We start from the raw sequence: 18138 nt of genomic DNA on the forward strand, positions 1-18138 counted from the left end.
GGTCGAGGGGTCAGGCCGCCATCGCGGCGGAGAGCACGGAATCGGTGGTCAGCTCGGGCCCGGTCAGCTCCGCGGCGACGCGCCCGTCCCGCAGGGTCAGTACCCGGTCGCAGACGAGGGGCAGCTCCTCCAGCTCGCCCGAGACGAAGACGATCGCGGCCCCGGCTTCGGCGAGTTCGCGCACGAGCCGGTAGATCTCGGCCTTGGCGTGGACGTCGACGCCGCGGGTCGGCTCGTCGAGCAGCAGGATGCGGCTGCCGGCGTGGAGCCAGCGGCCGATCACGGCCTTCTGCTGGTTGCCGCCGCTGAGGTTCACGATCGGCGTGCGCGCGGAGGCCGTCGCGATCGACAGCCGCCCGATGAGCCGGTCGGCGGCCCTGCGCACCAGACCTGGCCGCACGGTGGGCCCGGAGCTGACGGCGGAGAACTTGGAGAGCACGAGGTTCTCGTCCACGCCGAGCAGCGGCACGACTCCCTCGTCCTTCCGATCCTCGGGGGTCATCCCGACGCCGAGGCGTTTCATGGCGGCCGGGGTGGGGTGGGCGATCTCGGTGCCGTCGACGCTGATCGTGCCGTTCGCGGCGGGATCGAACCCGGCGAGCGCGCGCAGCACCTCCGTGCGGCCGGAGCCCATGAGCCCGCCGATGCCGAGCACCTCGCCCGCGTGGAGGTCGAACGACACGTCGAGCACCTTCGGCGGCACGGCGAGCCCGCGCACCGACAGCAGTGGCGTGCCATCGCGGTCCACGTCGCGCTCGGGCGGGCGCTCGGCGGCCTTCGCGGTGTCGCCGAGCATGAGCGAGACGATGGTGGCCGTGTCGGCGTCGCCGACATCGACGGTGTCGACGATCCGCCCGTCGCGCATCACGGTGGCGCTGTGGGCGATGCGGCGGATCTCCTCGAGCCGGTGGCTGACGTAGAGCACGGCGACCCCGGCCGAGGCGATGCGGGTGACGGTCTCGAGCACCACGTCCACCTCGGCGGCGGCGAGCGCGCTGGTGGGCTCGTCGAGGATGAGCAGCCTCGGTTGCTCCCGCACGGCGCGGCAGATCTCCACGAGCTGCCTGCTCGCGAGCGACAGCGAGCCGACGGGCGCGGCGGGGTCGATGTCGAGGCCGAGCCGGGCGAAGACCTCGGCGGCGCCGGAGCGCATCTCGGCGTAGTCGACGGCGCCGCCCTTGCGCGGCCAGCGGCCGAGGTAGAGGTTCTCGGCGACGCTCAGCTCGGACACCAGGCTCAGCTCCTGGTGCACGGTGTTGATGCCGAGCTCCGCCGCCCTGCGCACGCCGCCGTCGCCGAGCTTCTCCCCCGCGACGGTGACGGTTCCGGTGTCGGGACGCTCCACTCCGGACAGTACGCGGATGAGGGTGGACTTCCCCGCGCCGTTGCGGCCGAGCAGTGCCCGGACCTCCCCGGCGCGGATGGACAGGTGGGCGTCGGTGAGCGCGCGCACGCCCGGGTAGTGCTTGGTGACGCCGTCGACCACGATCACGGTCGAGCCGCTGGCGACCTCGGCAGCCACTGCTTCTCCTTCACTGGTTCGGTTCCGGTCCTGCACCTGCGCGGGGTCGGTCACGGCACACCGTCCGGGTGCGCGCGCAGCCAGGCGGAGCCGTCCTCGGGCGTGGAGTACAGGTCGATCGGCGCGGGCACGACGGTGTAGTCGGTGAGCTCGCCGGTGCGGACCTGGTCGGCCGAGCGGGCGGCGAGCTTGCCGACGGCGATGCCGGAGATGTCCACGACGCCCTTGAGCACGTCCTGGGCGGCGAGTGCCTGTGCGGCCTCGGTGGACATGTCACTGCCGAAGACGACGGTCTGGCCGACCTTGCCGCGGGCCTGTACGGCGCGGACCGCGCCCATCGTCGCGCCGCCCGCCTCGCCGTAGAAGGCGTCCAGGTCCGGGTTGGCGGTGAGGATGCGCTCGGCGACGTCCACGGCCTCGTCGATCGTCGCGCCCTCCTGGTTGGCGACGATCTTCGCGCCGGGCAGCTTGGCGTGCAGGGCCTGTTCGAAGCCGTGCCGCCGGTCGATGCAGACCTCGACGAACTCGCAGTTCACCACGGCGATCTTGGGCTCCCGGTTGCCGACCGAGAGGAAGTACTCGGCGGCCCGCTCCCCGAGGAGACTGCCGAAGCGCACGGGGTCACCGAGTACGTAAGCGGACACGTACTGCCGGGCGGCCTCCTCGGCGATGCACGTGTTGTAGCAGATCACCGGGATGCCGCTCTCGTGCGCGAGCTCGATGGCGGGCACCGAGGCCGTGGCCGAGGCGGGCGAGAGGATCAGCGCGTCGACCTTCGCGGCGCTGACCTGGTCGATGAACGTGCTCTCCTTGGAGGCGTCGCCCTGCGCGTTGAGCTGGAGCAGCTGCGGCGAGCGGCCGAGCGCCTCCGCCTCCTGCTGCATGCCGACGCGGACTCCGGCGTAGAAGCCCTGTGCGTCCATGTAGACGACGCCGAACCGGCCGTTCTCGCCGACCTTGCCGCCGCAGGCGGCGACCATGCCGAGCAGCACCACCGCCGCCAGCGCCAGGCCTGCCCGGCCACGACGCCTCGTTGCGCCCATCTAGTTCTCCTCGATCCTCGCGGTTCGGCAGCCCCAGAGCGGGGGCCGTGCCGACAGTCTTGCTCGCGAGGCACCGCGAAGTCAACATTAATTAATAATTAATCCTTCGGTGGCGTGAGTTGCCGGTACGGCAGGTAACGCCGGAACCCCAGCGGCGTCAGCCCCGGGGTCGCCGCGATGAACGCGGGCACCGGGTCGTCGGCACGCAGCCGGGAGTCCACCACCGACTGATGGGCGGCCTCGTCGCGGAACTCGGCGTAGTTGACGACGCTCGTGCCGTCGACGGCGACGTGGAAGTGGTTGCTCGCCATGCCCGGCACCGACCCGGCCTGCGGGCGGCGGGCCGGGTGGTACTCGTCGAGCAGCGTGTCCACGAAGTACCGCGCGGTGCGCCCGCTGTCGGTCGCGAACGACACGAGCACCACGCACCCGGCCCGCATTCCGGGGTCGGGCACCACGGAGCGGTAGCCCCGGTAGCTCGTGACCCCGCTGCGTTCGATCCCGGGCACGGCGTCGTCGATCCCCCGCACGCGCGCGGGAGGGTCGCTCTCGCGGAAGCGCGCGGCGGCGTCCTCGCCGGTCCACTGCGAGTAGTGCAGGATCGTCCGCCCGTCGGTGCCGAGCAACAGGCTGTAGGACAGCAGCCCGTCCGGCCACGGCATGCCGCTCCACGCCTCGGCCGCGGCGTCCGCCGCCGCCCGCTGCCGTTCCGGCGTGTCGAGCGTCCACGTGCTCAGCAGGACGACACCGGCGTCCTCACGGCCGACCGCGGGCAGCGGATCGGTGAACTCCGCGGCGTGCCGGTCCAGCCACTCGGCGAACGTCCGCGCCGGGTGCCCGATGACGCGCTCGACGGTGCCGAGCACCGGAGCCGGGTGCTCACGCATCGCGGCGTAGGCGCTGCGCAGCGAGTCGAGATCGGCGTCGGTGTAGCCCTCGGCGCGTTGCCGCTCCCGCCACTGCGGCTCCGGAAGTTCCTCCCAGCGCAGGGGTTTCGTGATGCGGCGGCCGATCCGCGCGACCTGCTCGGCCGGGGTCAGCAGCTCGGGACCGGTCAGCTCGTGGACCACGTTCGCGTGGCCCTCGTCCAGCAGGGCGGCCACGGCGACGTCGGCGAGGTCGCGTTCGTCGAGCAGGGTCACGGGCACATCGCCGAACGCGCCGCGCACCACCTCGCCCGTGCGCGTCTGCTCCGCCCAGCCGAGGAGGTTGGTGGCGAACGCCGCGGGCCGCAGGAAGGTCCAGCGCACCCCGGAGTCGCGGATCAGCCGCTCGAGATCGTGGTGTGCCTGGCCGATCACGTCGTCGTAGCGCGAGACGCCGTCGCGCACGGCCGCCGAGGACAGGAACACGACGTGCCCGGCGTGCGCGGCGATCCGTGCGACCGCCTCCTTCGCCGCGGTCAGCTCGCCGAGCCTCGGCCACATCAGGAACACCGCGTCGGCGCCGTCGAGTCCCGCCAGGTCCGCCTGGCTGCCCCGGACCACCTCGATGCCCGACGGCAGGCGCGCGCTCTCGGGGCGGCGCGTGAGCGCCCGTACCCTGGCGCCCCGCCGCGCGAGCCGCAATGCCACCTCGCGACCGACGATGCCGGTCGCCCCCGTCACCAGGATCGTCCTGCGTTCGCTCATGACGGCGACGCTAGGCAGTGGGCGGCGGCCGGGCATCTGTCAGCCGACTGGCGCTACCGCCTGTGCACGTGCGCCCGTTCGCCCTGCGGACCGAACAGGACGAGTGTCTCGACGGCATGGCCGTCGGCCGTCCCGAGCCAGTGCGGCAACGCGGTGTCGAACTCGGCGGTCTCGCCGGGCCGCAGCACGAGGTCGCGGTCGCCGACCAGGAGCCGCAGCCGACCGTCGAGGACGTACACCCATTCGTAGCCGCCGTGGGTCTGCGGTGCCGCTTCCGCGGGTTCCGCACGGCCCGGGATCAACAGCTTGAACGCCTGCAGTCCACCGGCGCGGCGGGTGAGCGGGAGGAACGTCATGCCGTGACGGTGGATCGGCCGCAGGTGAACCCGCGGATCCCCCGTGCGAGTCGCACCGACGAGGTCGTCGAGTGGCACCCCGTACACCCGGGCCAGCGGCAGCAGCAGTTCCAGTGTCGGGCGCCGTCCGCCGCTTTCCAGCCGGGACAGGGTGCTCTCGGAGGTGCCGGTGGCCGCCGACAGCTGGGCCAGCGTCAGGCCGCGCCGCTTGCGCAGGGCGCGCAAGCGGGGGCCGACCGCGTCCAGCACGGGATCCGTCTCCTCCGCCGCGACGCCCGATTTTGCCATCCCGGCAAGTTTTCGTGCGGTCTCACGACGTGCGCGCCACAGTGGTGCTCCACCGAGCAGGAAGGATTCCGATGAGCGCGAGGCGGAAACGCGACATCGGGCCGCCGTCGGCCGGGCCGGGAGAGAAGGCCGTGCTCACCGGTTTTCTCGACTACCTCCGTGCCGCCGTCGCGGCCAACGCCGAGGGGGTGCCCGGCACCCAGGCCCGTGCTCCCGGAGTGCCGTCGGGAACGAACCTGCTCGGGCTGGTCCGGCATCTCACCTTCGTGGAGCGGCACTGGCTGCTTGGCGAGGACGTCACCGACTGGCAGGCCACGTTCCACGCCGCCCAGGACGACACCGCCGACTCCGTCCTGGCCGCCTACCGGCGGACCAACGCCGAGGCGAACGAGCGGATCGCGAGGTGGGACGACCTCACCGAGCCTGGTCCCCGCCCCGCGAGGCGCGGCAGGGCGGCGCCGTCGCGGCGCTGGACGCTGGCCCATCTGATCGAGGAGACCGCACGGCACGCGGGACACGCCGACATCCTGCGGGAGCTCCTCGACGGCTCCACCGGACGCTGAGTCCTCACCCGCCGGAGTGCGCGCCGTTCTGCGCCGAGACGGCCCTCTGCAGCGCTGTCACCACCGGCTCCACCGGGGAGCCGAGCTGACCCAGCCTGGCCTTGTGCCGCTTGCGGTCCTTGCCGGAGAGCACGAGCTTCAGCTGTCCCGCCGAGGCGAGCGCGGCGAGCACGCCGACCTCCGGGGTCACGCGCGACGCGGGCTGGCTGCCGCGCACCGCCCTGCCCACCTGCTCGCTCAGGCGTTTCGCGACCAGCGGCTGGCGCAGCGTCAGCCGCACGGTCGGGAACAGGCCGAGGACACGGCGCGGCTCCGCCCTGAACACGTGGGCCCGCACCAGCTCCTCGCGGGCGAGCTCCATCGTCCGCGCACGGTCTTTCGCGACCCAGCGCCGCCACGTGCGCGGCGGGTCGCGCTCGATCTGGTCCCACACGTACCGCAGCACCGAGTCCTCGGGCCCCGGCGGCGCGCTCACCGGATGCGCCTTGCCGCCGTCGTCGGTCAGGTACCCCCGCAGCATCAGCTCAGCGAGCGCGGCGGCCCGCATGAGGTGACCGAGCTGTCCCGTGCCGGTGAGCCGCTGCTTGCGCCGGTCGTAGGCGAGCAGCAACGCCTTGGCCGGCAGGGTCGACCGCACCTCAGTCATCATCACCGTCTCCCTCCGTTGTGGACTTTCGCGGCCGCCCCGGCGACCTGATCCTGCCGACCCCGCTGGGCAGCCTTCCGGCGTCCGCGAGCGCCTTGCGCAGCAGGAACTCGATCTGCGCGTTGGTACTGCGCAACTCGTCGCCCGCCCAGCGCGCGAGCGCGTCGTGCACCACGGGATCGAGCCGCAGCAGCAGCTTCTTGCGTTCCGCCACGGTGGCTACTGGTAGAGCGTCCCGGAGTTGACGACCGGCTGGGCGTCCCGGTCGCCCACGAGCACGACGAGCAGGTTGCTCACCATGGCCGCCTTGCGTTCCTCGTCGAGCTCGACAACGTCGTGCGCGGCGAGCTTCTCCAGCGCCATCTCCACCATCCCGACGGCGCCCTCCACGATCCGCTGCCGCGCGGCCACCACGGCGCCCGCCTGCTGGCGGCGCAGCATGGCCTGCGCGATCTCCGGCGCGTAGGCGAGGTGCGTGATGCGCGACTCGATCACCCGCACGCCCGCCGACGCCACGCGTGCGCCGATCTCCTCCGACAGCTTCTCGGTGATCTCGTCGGCGTTGTCGCGCAGCGAGAGACCGTGCCCGTCGTGGATGTCGTACGGGTAGGCGTTGGCGATGTGACGCACGGCCGTCTCGGTCTGGATGGCGACGAACTCGACGAAGTCGTCCACTTCGAACAGTGCCTGCGCGGTGTCCTCGACCTGCCACACCACCACCGCGGCGATCTCGATCGGATTGCCGTCGGCGTCGTTGACCTTGGCGACGTCGGTCTCGTGGTTGCGGATCCTGGTGGACACGCGGCGGCGCACGGTGAAGGGGTTGACCCACTGCAGCCCGTCGACCCGCACGGTGCCGGTGTAGCGGCCGAGCAGCTGCACGACCCTCGCCTCACCGGGCGCGACCGGCGTGAGCCCGGCGAGCAGCACCCCGCCCACCACGGCCAGCACCGCCCCCAGCACCACCAGGAGCGGGTTGCCCTGTGTGGCGGCCACGATGACGAGCGCACCGCCACCCAGCACGAGCACGGTTCCCACACCCAGCATCGCGAAGCCGGGCAGCGCCCGCGCCTGCCGCTCCCTGGTCCTCGGCGCCGGCATCTCCACAGCCGTCTCGGTGATCGTCATCGCAGCTGCCCCTTTCCCCTCCTGAACCCCGTCCGGGCGACCCGTCGAGCACTATCATAGTGATATCACATTTTTGACCTGCGCGGGAGGGCCACAATGAGGGCCTGCACGCCGGGATCTCACGTTCCGGCCCGCCGCGGCGTCTACGGGAGGTGAGCGTGAGACCTTTCGAGCGGATCGTCGACGAGTACGGACCGGTGGTCCTGCGGGTGTGCCGGGCGGTACTCGGTCCGGCCGACGCGGAGGACGCGTGGTCGGAGACGTTCCTCGCCGCCCTGCGCGCCTATCCGGACCTGCCCGAGGGCGCCAACGTCGAGGCGTGGCTCGTCACGATCGCCCACCGCAAGGCCATCGACGTCACCCGCGCGCGGGCGCGGCGGGCCGTCCCGGTCGGCGAGGTGCCGGACCGGCCGAGCGCCTCCGGGCTGCCGCAGGACTGGGACGGTGACCTCTGGGCCGCGCTCGCCCGCCTCCCGGACCGCCAGCGGATGGCCGTCGCCTACCACTACCTGGCGGGACTGCCCTACCGCGACATCGCCGAGCTCACCGGCGGCACCACCGACGCCGCGCGCCGGGCGGCCGCCGACGGCATCCGCGCCCTGCGCGCCACCTACCGCCCCACCTCGAGTGTGGAAGGAGCGAGACCATGACCACCGGACCCGACAGTGCCACAGACCTCTTCGGCGCGCTGACCGGCACCGACGACCCGGCGCTCGGCCGCCTCCGCGAGCGGCTCGCCGCCGCCGCGGAACGCGACGGCCTGCTCGACATCGCCTACCGCACCGTCGACTCCCCCGTCGGGACCCTGCTGCTCGCCGCGACCGGCGAGGGCCTGGTGCGCGTGGCCTACGACCGCGAGGACCACGACGCCGTGCTGGCGAAGCTGGCCGACGCCGTCAGCCCGCGCGTGCTGCGCGCACCCGCCCGGCTCGACCCCGTGGCGCGCCAGCTGGAGGAGTACTTCGCCCGCTCCCGCAGGACGTTCGAGCTACCGCTGGACTTCCGCCTGGCCAAGGGGTTCCGCCGCGCGGTGCTCACCCACCTGCCAGACATCGGCTACGGCCACACCGCAAGCTACGCGCAGCTCGCCGCCGCCGCGGGCAGCCCCAGGGCCGTCCGGGCCGTGGGCACCGCGTGCGCCACCAACCCCCTCCCCGTGGTGGTGCCCTGCCACCGCGTGGTGCGTTCGGACGGTTCCTCCGGCGGCTACGTCGGTGGCGAGCAGGCCAAGCTGACCCTGCTGAACCTGGAGGCCGCGGCATGACCACCCGATCCACTGTGGACCGCTTCGCCAAGCGCGTCGCCTCGGCCGACTGGGCGGCGGTCGCCGACGAGGTCGACGAGTACGGCTGCGCACTGCTGCCCCGGCTGCTCACCCCCTCCGAATGCGCCGCGATCGTGGCGCTGTGGGACGAGCCCGAGCGGTTCCGCGCGACGGTGAACCTGCGCAGGCACCGCTTCGGCGACCACGGCGACTACCGCTACTTCGCCGAACCGTTCCCCGAGCCGGTACACCGGCTGCGCGAGGAGCTGTACCCGCGGCTGCTGCCCATCGCGCGGGACTGGGCCGCGCGGCTCGGCAGGGACGCCGAATGGCCGGACTCGCTCGCCGGATGGCTCCGCGTGTGCCATGCGGCGGGCCAGACCAGGCCGACGCCGATTCTCCTGCGCTACGAGCAGGGCGGCTGGAACGCGCTGCACCGCGACCTCTACGGCGACAAGGTGTTCCCGCTGCAGGTCGTGGTGAACCTCAACGACCCCGGCGCCGACCACATCGGCGGCGAGTTCCTGCTCGTCGAGCAGCGGCCCCGCGCGCAGTCGCGCGGCACCGCGACGTCGATCCCGCAGGGGCACGGCCTGGTCTTCACCACCAGGGACCGCCCGGTGCGCTCGGCCCGCGGCTGGTCGGCCTCCCCGGTACGGCACGGCGTGTCCGCGGTCCGGTCCGGCCGCAGGCACACCCTCGGCCTCGTCTTCCACGACGCGACGTGAGCCATGTCCGCCTACACACTGATCGGCACCGACGGGATGCCGTACGAGAGCGAGCGGCCCGGGCGGCTCGGCGGCTACCGGACGAGGCGGAGCTACGGCCGCCTCGACTGCCCCTCCGCGCTGCGGGCGATCGCCGGTGGCGGCTACGTGGCGCAGCGGGTGTTCTTCGCCGACGAGCTCACCGCCATCAGCGCGGGGTACCGGCCGTGCGCGGTCTGCCTGCCGCAGGGCTACCAGGCGTGGCGCCGGTCTCCGCGGGAGTAAGGTGATCGCCGGTGTGCCGGGAAGTCTGGTCGGCGTGAAGTGAGCGATCGGCGCCCGGGAAGGAACACAGGCATGGACACCGCCCCCTCGACCAGGCTGGCCAGGCTTCGCCGGGCATTCCAACGAGCTGGCGTTGCTGCTCGTGTACTGGGAGCTGATGGCCCGGTATCTCGACCGGCAGCGGGGCACGTCCCGGCTCGGCGAGCGAGGCTGACGTGACCTCGATCTACCGCACACCGGCGGGCCGGGAGGCCATCGCCGCGTGGTGCCACGAGCGGTTCGACCGGTGGCCTGCCGCCCACCGACGCGAGACGACCGTCGCGCACGGAGCCACCACGCACCTGGTCACCGCCGGCCGGGGCGAACACACGGTGCTGCTCGTGCCGGGCACCAACTTCGGTGCGGCGGCCTACCTCCCGCTCGCCACGGCGCTGGCGCGACGGTGCCGGGTCCTCGTGGCCGATCTGCCCGGCCAGCCGGGCCTCAGCTGCGGCGAGCGGATTCCGCGCGCGGGCAGGCTCGGCTGGTACGGGCGCTGGCTGACCGAGCTGATCGAACAGACCGTACGCGGACCGGTGACCGTGCTCGGCCACTCGCTGGGCGCCGCGATCGCCCTCGCCTGCGGCTCGTCCCTGGTCCGGCACCAGGTGCTGGTCTCGCCGGGCGGGCTGACCCGGCTGCGGATCACCCCGGCCGTCCTCGTCGCCTCCACCGGCTGGGTGCTCCGGCGCACGCCCGCCGCGAGCGCCCGGCTGCTGCGGCTCATGCACGGTCCGGCGCACACGCCGCGCCCTGAGCTCGTGGAGTGGATGACACTGGTGGCCCGCCACGTCCGCTCCACCGCCGACCCCGGCGAGACCGCCGTCGCGGGCCGCGACGTACCACGCACCGTGGTGGTGGGCGGGTCCGACGTGTTCCTTCCCGGCCGCACGCTCGCGCCCGCCGTGCGGGGAACGCTCGGCGTGGATCTCGACATCGTTCCCTCGGCGGGGCATCTCGTCGTCGACGAGCACCCGGAGCGGCTCGCGGAGCTCGTCGCGGCCGCTCAGGAGCCGGGAACGTAGCGGGCGTTGCGGTCGACGGCGAGGTAGACGTCGCCCGCGACCGGGCGGCGCAGCTCCTCCGCCAGGTGCCCGAGCAGGCCCGCGGTGCGGGCGAGCAACGCGACCCCGCGCAGCAGCTCGACCGGCAGGCCCAAATCGGCGAGGGCGGCGCCGCAGACCCCGGCACCGTTAAGCGGCAACGGTTTGCCGAGCACGTCGGGCGCCGCGCGCCCGATCGCCTCGAACAGGGCCAGGTGCGGGCCGTAGGTGCCTTCCTCGTGCGCGACGCGCACGAGCACCGGTGTGCGAGGGTCCTGGAGCTTGTGCACCGGGTGACCGAGTCCCGGCACGAACCGCTTCTGCGCCTTCCGTTCGGCGAGCGCCGTGCGGGCGAGCGCGTCGAACTCCGCCTCCCTCGCGGGTGCCGGATCGGCGGAGGCGAGCGTCTCGGCCAGAAACCGGCCCGTGTCCTCGGTGACGCCGAGGAACCGGGATCCACCCCCGAGCAGGCCGGCCGCGAGCGCCCCCTGAATCGACTCCGGCGCCGAGTGCAGGGTCAGTCGCGCGGCGATGGCCGTGGGCGTGAACCCGTGGTCGGCGAGCGCCACGAGCACGGTCTCGAACACCCGCACCTCCCCCGCGCCCGGCCGTCGCCCGCTCGCCAGCCAGAACGCCAGCTCACCGAAGCCGGTCTCGCCCATCAGCTCACCGGCGAGGTCGTGGCCGAGCAGACTGATCGAGTCGGCGTCGGACGTGCCGATCGATGTCGGGTAGCCGCGCTCGGTGGTCAACGGGTCTCCTCCTCGGTGAGCCACGCACGGATCTCGGCGCCGTGCTCGTCCAGGGTGGGCGGAGGCAGCACGTGCCTGCTCCCGCTGGCGCTGAGGCCGATCGGGCTGCGGATCACCGGCAGCGCGCGCTCGCCGTCTCCGACCTCGACGACGGGGTCGAGACCCAGCTCGCGGGCCAGCGCCACACCGCCGTCGACGTGGTTGATCGGTCCACACGGGACACCGGCCGCGGAGAGCTCCTTGAACCACTCGTCGGCTCCGCGTTCCCGCAGTTTCGCCACGAGCAGCGGCCGCAGCTGCTCCCGGTTGGCGGTGCGGGCCTCGTTGGTGGCGAACCGTTCGTCTCCGGGCAGCTCCGGCAGCCCCAGCACCGTGCAGAGCCTGCGGAACTGACCGTTGTTGCCGGCGATCACGATCAGCTCGCGGTCGGCACAGGGCAGCGGCTCGTACGGGAACAGGCTCGGGTGGGCGTTGCCCATGCGGTGTGGCACGACCCCGCCCGCGACGAAGGCCGACGTGTGGTTCACCAGCCCGGACAACGCCGAGGACAGCAGGTTCACCTCCACGTGCTGACCGGCGCCCGTCGCGTGCCGGTGGTGGAGCGCGGCCAGGATGCCGATGGCCGCGTGCATCCCGGTCATCACGTCGAACACCGAGATCCCGGCCCGGTACGGCGGCCCGTCCGGGTCACCGGTGAGGCTCATCAGCCCCGACGCCGCCTGCACCAGCAGGTCGTACCCGGGCAGCGCCGCCCCACCGGCGGTGCCGAAGCCGCTGATGGAGGCGTAGACGAGGCGCGGGTTGTCCCGGCTGACCGTCTCGTAGTCCAGCCCGAAACGGCGCAGCCCTCCGGGCTTGAAGTTCTCGATCAGCACGTCGGCCCGGGCGGCGAGCCTGCGAGCGAGCTCGCGGTCGCCGTCGTCGGACAGGTCGAGCGCGATCGAACGCTTGTTGCGGTTGATGCCCAGGTAGTAGGTCGAGACGCCGTCGCGCTCGGGAGGCACCCACGTGCGCGTGTCGTCGCCCGCGGGGGCCTCGACCTTGATCACCTCGGCGCCGAGGTCACCCAGCAGCATCGTGGCGTAGGGGCCCGCGAGGATCCGGGAGAAGTCGGCGACCAGCAGCCCGTTCAGGGCCCCGGGCACATCGGTGTCCGCCATACGGACCAGTGTTCGTTACCGCTTCAACTCCTGTCAAACCTTGCCTAGCGGCATCCGGAAGAGAAGAATGTCCGCACTGCGGACCATCGTCCGCAAAAGCCGTCACCGTCGCCGGATCGAGGAGAGCGATGGCATTCGTCAACGAGGACAACATCACCGACCTCGCGCAGCAGCGCTGGAACACCGCCCGCTCGCCCCGGCTCGCCGAGCTGATGACCGCGCTCGTGCGGCACCTGCACGACTTCGCCAGAGAGGTCCGGCTCACCGAGTCCGAATGGGCGGCCGCGATCGAATGGCTCACCGCCACCGGACAGCTCAGCGACGACAAGCGGCAGGAGTTCATCCTCGCCTCCGACGTGCTCGGGCTGAGCATGCTCGTCGTCCAGCTCAACAACCGCTTCTCCGACAAGGCCACCCCCGCGACCGTGCTGGGCCCGTTCCACATCGACGACTCCCCCGCCGCCGAGTTCGGCGACGACATGGCCGACGGCCTGCCAGGAACACCGCTGTTCATCACCGGCACGGTCACCGGCACCGACGGCAACCCCGTGCCCGGCGCCGTGCTCGACGTGTGGCAGGCCGACGCCGAGGGCTACTACGAGGCGCAGCTCGCCGAGGTCGACGAGGCCAGGCTCCGCGCCAAGTACCGCGCCCGCGACGACGGCACCTACTGCGTGCGCACCATCGCCCCGCGCGGCTACTCCATCCCGATGGACGGCCCCGTCGGCGACCTCATCCGCAACACCGGCATCAGCCACTTCCGGCCCGCCCACGTGCACTTCCTGCTCGACGAGCCCGGCTACGCCACCCTCATCACCCACCTGTTCCAGGAGGGCGCCGACTACCTGGACAGCGACATCGTGTTCGGCACCAAGGACGCACTCGTCGTCCCGTTCACCGAGCACGAGGCCGGACCCACGCCCGACGGCGGCACCATCGACCGGCCCTACCTCCACGCCCGGTTCGACTTCGTGCTCGAACGCCTGCCATGAACCTCGCCCTGCTCCTCTTGCGCATCCTGCTGGCGGCGCTGCTGTTCGGGCACAGCACCCAGAAGCTGCTCGGCTGGTTCGGCGGCGCCGGGCGGCAGGGTACCGCCACCACCTTCGAGCAGTGGGGGTTCGTGCCGGGGCGACCGCTCGTGGTCGTCGCCGGCCTCACCGAGCTGTTCGGCGCCGGGTCGATCGCCACGGGCCTGCTCACACCCGGCGGCTGCGCACTCGTGATCGGCACGATGACCGTCGCCGCCGTCGCCACCGCACCCAACGGGTTCTGGGCGGTCAAGGGCGGCTGCGAGGTGCCCTTCTGCTACGGCGCACTCGCCACCGTGCTCGCCTTCAGCGGCCCCGGCGCCTGGTCACTCGACCACGCGCTCGGGCTCGGCTCACTCTCCGGTCCCTGGTGGGGCGTCACCGCGCTGGCCGCGGGCATCGCCGCCGCCTCCGTCCCGCTCGCACTGCGGGCCCGCGTCCTGCGGGCCCGCGGCCCACTCACAACGAGGTGAACGACATGACCAGCACCCCACCGCCCGGCGAGCTGTCGTCCGGCCGTCCCATCCTCTTCCGCAACGCGACCGTGCTGACCATGGACCCGGCGCTCGGCGTACTCGACGGCGGCGACGTGCTGGTGAGGGGACAGCGCATCGAACACGTCGGCACGGGCCTGGACGCCCCGCAGGACGCCGTGGTGGTCGACGCCACCGGCGGCATCCTGCTGCCCGGCATGATCGACACCCACCGGCACATGTGGCAGACCGCGCTGCGCGGCTTCGGCGCCGACTGGACGCTCACCCAGTACTTCGTCTTCTACTACCTCAACTGGGGCAAGATCTTCCGGCCCGAGGACATCTACGCGGGCAACCTCACCTCCGCCATCGAGTCGCTCGACGCCGGCGTCACCACCACCGTCGACTGGTCGCATGGCCTGCGGACCCCCGAGCACGGCGACGCCGCGGTGGAGGCGTTGCGCGCCGTGCCGGGCCGATTCGTCCTCGCCTACGGCAACCTGCTGGGCGCGCCCTGGGAGTGGGCGAACGCGCCGGAGTTCCGGGCGTTCGTCGACCGCCACTTCAGCTCCCCCGACGACCGGCTGCGCCTGCAGCTCGCCTTCGACGTCACCGGCGAGGCCACGTTCCCCGAGAAGGGCGCGTTCGAGGCCGCCCGCGAGCTGAACCTGCCCGTCACCACCCACGCCGGGGTGTGGGGCGCCACCGGCGACGACAGCATCCGGCTCATGTGGGAGCACGGCTTCATGACCTCCGACGTCACCTACGTCCACGCGTGCAGCCTCAGCGAGGACTCCTACCAGCGCATCGCCGCCACCGGCGGCTCGGTGTCGCTCGCCACCGAGAGCGAGCAGAGCGCCGGGCAGGGCTACCCGCCGAGCTGGCGGCTGCGCCGCTACGGCATCCCCGTGTCGATCTCCATGGACACGAGCGTGTGGTGGAGCGCCGACCTCTTCTCCGCCATGCGCGCCACGCTCTCGGCCGACCGCTCCCGTGAGCACCTCGAAGCGCAGGCCCAGCAGGAGACCGTGGTGCACAACAGCCTGCGCGCGGAGCACGTCGTCGAATGGGCGACGATGGGCGGCGCCAGGGCACTCGGCCTCGACACCGAGCTCGGCTCCCTCACCCCCGGCAAGAAGGCCGACCTGGTGCTGATCAAAAACGACCGATCCCCCGCCATGTTCCCGATCGTCAACCCCTACGGCCACGTCGTGTACCAAGCCGGCCGCGGAGACGTGCACACCGTGCTCGTCGACGGCAGGGCGGTGAAGTACCGCCACGAGCTGATCGGCTGCGACCTCGCGAAGGCCCGCACCGCCGTCACCGCCACCGTCGAGTACGCCCGCGGGCGCATCGGTGACGACTGGCAGGGCTGCATGTCGCCGGAGATCCCGGAGACCGAGGTGATCGCCAACCCCTACACCTACACCGACTACCAGGGCGCGGGCGTCGCGGTGCACCGGGGCGACCAGCCGCAGGCCGGTTAGAGTCTCAGGCGCACCACGTTCTCCGCGGAAAGGGACAGCACATGCGCCGGGACGCCGGCCCGGACTTCATCGAGGCGCTCGCCCGCGGCCTCGACGTGCTCAGGGGATTCCAGCCGGGCAGGCCGCACATGACGCTGAGCGAGGTCGCCACCACCACGGGCCTCGCCAGGCCGACCGCCCGCCGGATCCTGATCACGCTGCAGGAGCTCGGCTACGTCCACAGTGGCCCGCACGGGTTCTCGCTCACCCCGCGCGTGCTGGAGCTGGGTATGGCCTACATCGGCTCCCGCAACGTGTGGGAGCTGGCCGAGCCGCACCTGCGCGCGCTCGTCGACCGCACCGGCGAGTCCTGCTCGATCGCCCAGCTCGACGGCTCCGACATCGTCTACGTCGCACGGGTCGCCGTTCCGAAGCTCGTGACGCTCGCCGTCACGATCGGCACCCGCTTCCCCGCCGTGCAGACCTCGCTGGGCAAGGTGCTCCTCGCGGCCCTCGACCCGGAGGAGCTGGACGAGCTGCTCGCGACGCCCAGCCGCTCCGGCATCGAGCCACGCTGGCAGCCCGGCCGGGCCGAGCTGGACGCCGTGCTGCGCGACACCCGCGCCAAGGGCTGGGCGGTGACCGACCAGGACCTCGCACTCGGCATCCGCTCGGTCGCCGCGCCCATCCGCGACGGCAACGGCCGCACCGTCGCGGCTGTCAACGTCAACGCGCACGCCGCCGAGACCACGGTCGAGCACCTCGTCGACCACCACCTGCCGATTCTGCTGCGCACCGCGAGCGCGATCAGCGCCGACTGGGCGGCCTTCGCCGACCGTCCGATCGCGACGGTCAACCGCCCGGCGAGCTGACCTACGTGAGCAGGGCGACGGTCAGGATCATCACGGGCATGCTCACTAGCGTGGTGAGCAGGACCGCGTCCCGCCCGAGCGTCACGCCCTGGTCGAACCGTACGGCGTAGCCGAACACGTTCTGCGCCGTGGGCAGCGCCGCGCACACCACCACCGCCAGCAGCGCCTCCCCCTCGAGCCCGAGCATCCAGCCCAGCCCGGCCGCCAGCAACGGGTGCACCACGTTCTTGATCAGCACCACCGACAACAGCAGCGGCATCGTCTCGTTGCGGCGCAACGGCCACGCCGCCGAGCGCAGCGAGATCCCGAACGCGAGCAGCATCCCCGGCACCGCCAGATCGGCCAGCAGCTCCACGGGCGCCAGCACGGAATCCGGCGGCACCAGACCCGTTGCGGACACCACGAGCCCGGCCGCCGTGGCCACGGCGATCGGATTGCGCAGCGGCGCGGTCACCGTGCGCAGGATCGGCGGCCGGGTGCCGTCGGCGCGTTCGGACAACACGTCGAGCACCGTGGTGAACAGCGGCGTCAGCACCGCGAGCTGGAACAACAGGACCGGCGCCACCTCGGCGGCATCGCCGAACACGTACGTCGCGATCGGCAGGCCGAGGTTGCCCGCGTTGACGTACCCGCTGGCCATCGACCCGACGGTGATCTCCCCCGCCGGCCTGCGCCGCAACAACCCCACCGGCAGGAACAGCGCGCACGCGAGCGTGCTCGTGACCGCCGTGACCACGAGGTCCTCGGAGAACACGGCACCGACATCGGCACGGGCGAGCGTGGTGAACAACAACGCGGGGCTCGCCACGAAGAACGCGGTCCGGGAGAGCACCTGTGTGGCGTGCGGGCCGAGCACGCCGGCACGGCCCACGAAGTAGCCGACCAGTACGACGACCCCGATGACCAGGAACCCCTGGGCCACCCCGTTCACAGTGCAGTCACGTCACCCAACCGTACGGCTGTGACGGAGATCAACCGGGACCGGGTGTCCGGTGAGGACCCCGCCCGTCAGGGCACGATCGAGTCGACGTAGCCGCCGTCCACCCGCACCGCGGCGCCCGTCGTGGCCGAAGCCTGGTCCGAACTGAGGTACACCACCATGTTCGCGATCTCCTCCGGTTCGATCAGCCGCTGCAGCAGCGACTGCGGCCGGTGCAGGCGCATGAACTCGCGCTGCGCCTCGGCCCACGGCAGGTCCCTGTCCACGAGCTGGTAGACGAACTCCTCCACACCGCCGGTGTGCGTCGGTCCCGCGATCACCGCGTTCACCGTCACACCCGTGCCGGCGGCCTCCTTCGCGAACCCGCGTGACACGGCCAGCAGCGCCGTCTTCGACACGCCGTAGTGGATCATCTCGGCGGGGATCACCACCGCCGAGTCGCTCGCGATGTACTGGATCCGGCCCCAGCCGCGCTCCGTCATGCCCGGCAGGTACGCGCGGGTCAAGCGCACGGCGGCGAGCACGTTGACCTCGAAATAGCGGCGCCAGTCCTCGTCGGTGATCTCCAGCGCGGGCTTCGCACCGAAGATTCCGAGGTTGTTCACCAGGATGTCCACGCGCGGCAGCTCGGCGAGCACGCGCTCCGCGCCCTCGCCGGTCCCGAGATCGGCGGCCACGCCCACCACGTCCGCGCCGTCCACTTCGGACCGCAACCGCTCGACGGCGCGCCCCACCGAGTCCGCGCCACGGCCGTTCACCGCCACCCGCGCGCCCGACCGCGCGAGGCCCGCCGCGATCTCGGCGCCGATCCCCTGCGTGGACCCCGTCACCAGAGCGATCCTGCCCGTCAGGTCCAGCCGCATGCCCGGCTCCTCCCCTTCGTGATCTTGCCCCTCCGCATCGTAGGTCTCGCCCCCACCCGGTGCAGC

The 18138-nt window shown here is 72.4% G+C and carries 21 protein-coding genes; 10 read left to right on the forward strand and 11 right to left on the reverse strand.

Translation table 11 applies throughout. From position 1 onward, the window contains the following. Positions 1–10: 10 nt before the first annotated feature. The 4 genes from BA062_RS11865 to BA062_RS11885 form a co-directional block, all read right to left on the reverse strand. A complete protein-coding gene (locus BA062_RS11865) occupies positions 11–1522 on the reverse strand; it encodes a sugar ABC transporter ATP-binding protein (protein WP_110336095.1) in 1512 nt (503 codons plus the stop codon). A gap of 50 nt (positions 1523–1572) precedes the next feature. Next, a complete protein-coding gene (locus BA062_RS11870) occupies positions 1573–2565 on the reverse strand; it encodes a substrate-binding domain-containing protein (protein ID WP_110336096.1) in 993 nt (330 codons plus the stop codon). Positions 2566–2663: 98 nt separating this feature from the next. Next, positions 2664–4196 (reverse strand): SDR family oxidoreductase, encoded by a 1533-nt coding sequence (locus BA062_RS40495; RefSeq protein WP_245959781.1) that lies wholly within the window; start codon positions 4194–4196, stop codon positions 2664–2666. Positions 4197–4249: 53 nt separating this feature from the next. After that, entirely contained in the window at positions 4250–4840 is a 591-nt protein-coding gene (locus BA062_RS11885) for a helix-turn-helix domain-containing protein (protein ID WP_110336097.1), read from the reverse strand. A 71-nt stretch (positions 4841–4911) separates the two neighbouring features. On the opposite strand from BA062_RS11885, the gene BA062_RS11890 reads away from it, so the two are divergent. After that, positions 4912–5403 (forward strand): DinB family protein, encoded by a 492-nt coding sequence (locus BA062_RS11890; RefSeq protein WP_110336098.1) that lies wholly within the window; start codon positions 4912–4914, stop codon positions 5401–5403. Positions 5404–5407: 4 nt separating this feature from the next. Here the strand turns inward: BA062_RS11890 and BA062_RS11895 are convergent, their stop codons facing one another. Genes BA062_RS11895 through BA062_RS11905 form a run of 3 tightly spaced genes read right to left on the reverse strand, consistent with a single transcriptional unit; the run spans position 5408 to position 7177 of the window. Next, the gene (locus BA062_RS11895; protein WP_245959782.1) at positions 5408–6052 is read right to left on the reverse strand and encodes a GOLPH3/VPS74 family protein; all 645 of its coding nucleotides are present in this window, start codon (positions 6050–6052) and stop codon (positions 5408–5410) included. Further along, a complete protein-coding gene (locus BA062_RS11900) occupies positions 6042–6263 on the reverse strand; it encodes a type II toxin-antitoxin system antitoxin (RefSeq protein ID WP_110336100.1) in 222 nt (73 codons plus the stop codon). Before BA062_RS11900 ends, BA062_RS11895 begins: the two co-directional genes overlap by 11 nt. Positions 6264–6268: 5 nt before the next feature. Beyond that, positions 6269–7177, reverse strand: a complete 909-nt coding sequence (locus tag BA062_RS11905; RefSeq protein ID WP_110336101.1) for an SPFH domain-containing protein — start codon at positions 7175–7177, stop codon at positions 6269–6271. A gap of 152 nt (positions 7178–7329) precedes the next feature. On the opposite strand from BA062_RS11905, the gene BA062_RS11910 reads away from it, so the two are divergent. The 5 genes from BA062_RS11910 (at position 7330) to BA062_RS11930 (ending at position 10497) form a co-directional block, all read left to right on the forward strand. After that, on the forward strand, positions 7330–7827 hold the full coding sequence (locus BA062_RS11910) for an RNA polymerase sigma factor (protein ID WP_110336102.1): 498 nt from the start codon (positions 7330–7332) through the stop codon (positions 7825–7827). Continuing rightward, entirely contained in the window at positions 7824–8441 is a 618-nt protein-coding gene (locus BA062_RS11915; protein WP_110336103.1) for a methylated-DNA--[protein]-cysteine S-methyltransferase, read from the forward strand. Before BA062_RS11910 ends, BA062_RS11915 begins: the two co-directional genes overlap by 4 nt. Continuing rightward, complete coding sequence (locus BA062_RS11920; RefSeq protein ID WP_245959783.1) at positions 8438–9169, forward strand: 2OG-Fe(II) oxygenase; 732 nt, start codon at positions 8438–8440, stop codon at positions 9167–9169. Before BA062_RS11915 ends, BA062_RS11920 begins: the two co-directional genes overlap by 4 nt. Before the next feature lie 3 nt (positions 9170–9172). Then, positions 9173–9433 (forward strand): Ada metal-binding domain-containing protein, encoded by a 261-nt coding sequence (locus BA062_RS11925; protein ID WP_110336105.1) that lies wholly within the window; start codon positions 9173–9175, stop codon positions 9431–9433. Between the two features lie 215 nt (positions 9434–9648). Continuing rightward, complete coding sequence (locus BA062_RS11930; RefSeq protein ID WP_110336106.1) at positions 9649–10497, forward strand: alpha/beta fold hydrolase; 849 nt, start codon at positions 9649–9651, stop codon at positions 10495–10497. Here BA062_RS11930 and BA062_RS11935 read toward each other — a convergent pair. Then, complete coding sequence (locus BA062_RS11935; RefSeq protein WP_110336107.1) at positions 10479–11267, reverse strand: citryl-CoA lyase; 789 nt, start codon at positions 11265–11267, stop codon at positions 10479–10481. The genes BA062_RS11930 and BA062_RS11935 overlap by 19 nt on opposite strands. After that, positions 11264–12427 carry a CaiB/BaiF CoA transferase family protein gene (locus BA062_RS11940; RefSeq protein ID WP_110336108.1) on the reverse strand — a complete coding sequence of 388 codons (1164 nt, stop codon included), beginning with the start codon at positions 12425–12427 and terminating at the stop codon, positions 11264–11266. The genes BA062_RS11935 and BA062_RS11940 overlap by 4 nt, the downstream gene beginning before the upstream one ends. 128 nt (positions 12428–12555) lie before the next feature. Here BA062_RS11940 and BA062_RS11945 point away from each other — a divergent pair, with 128 nt between their 5' ends. Genes BA062_RS11945 through BA062_RS11960 form a run of 4 tightly spaced genes read left to right on the forward strand, consistent with a single transcriptional unit; the run spans position 12556 to position 16269 of the window. Further along, entirely contained in the window at positions 12556–13419 is an 864-nt protein-coding gene (locus BA062_RS11945; protein WP_110336109.1) for a dioxygenase family protein, read from the forward strand. Further along, positions 13416–13931 (forward strand): DoxX family protein, encoded by a 516-nt coding sequence (locus tag BA062_RS11950; RefSeq protein WP_110336110.1) that lies wholly within the window; start codon positions 13416–13418, stop codon positions 13929–13931. The genes BA062_RS11945 and BA062_RS11950 overlap by 4 nt, the downstream gene beginning before the upstream one ends. Before the next feature lie 5 nt (positions 13932–13936). Next, on the forward strand, positions 13937–15418 hold the full coding sequence (locus tag BA062_RS11955) for an amidohydrolase family protein (RefSeq protein ID WP_110337270.1): 1482 nt from the start codon (positions 13937–13939) through the stop codon (positions 15416–15418). A gap of 41 nt (positions 15419–15459) precedes the next feature. Further along, on the forward strand, positions 15460–16269 hold the full coding sequence (locus tag BA062_RS11960) for an IclR family transcriptional regulator domain-containing protein (RefSeq protein WP_110336111.1): 810 nt from the start codon (positions 15460–15462) through the stop codon (positions 16267–16269). 1 nt (position 16270) lies between these two features. Here BA062_RS11960 and BA062_RS11965 read toward each other — a convergent pair whose 3' ends face one another. Beyond that, positions 16271–17200: an AEC family transporter gene (locus BA062_RS11965; protein WP_110336112.1), complete on the reverse strand. Its 930-nt coding sequence runs from the start codon at positions 17198–17200 to the stop codon at positions 16271–16273. 77 nt (positions 17201–17277) lie between these two features. Beyond that, positions 17278–18072 carry an SDR family NAD(P)-dependent oxidoreductase gene (locus tag BA062_RS11970; protein ID WP_110336113.1) on the reverse strand — a complete coding sequence of 265 codons (795 nt, stop codon included), beginning with the start codon at positions 18070–18072 and terminating at the stop codon, positions 17278–17280. Between the last annotated feature and the right edge of the window lie 66 nt (positions 18073–18138).

This window comes from Prauserella flavalba, assembly GCF_003202235.1.
Taxonomy (GTDB): domain Bacteria; phylum Actinomycetota; class Actinomycetes; order Mycobacteriales; family Pseudonocardiaceae; genus Prauserella_A; species Prauserella_A flavalba.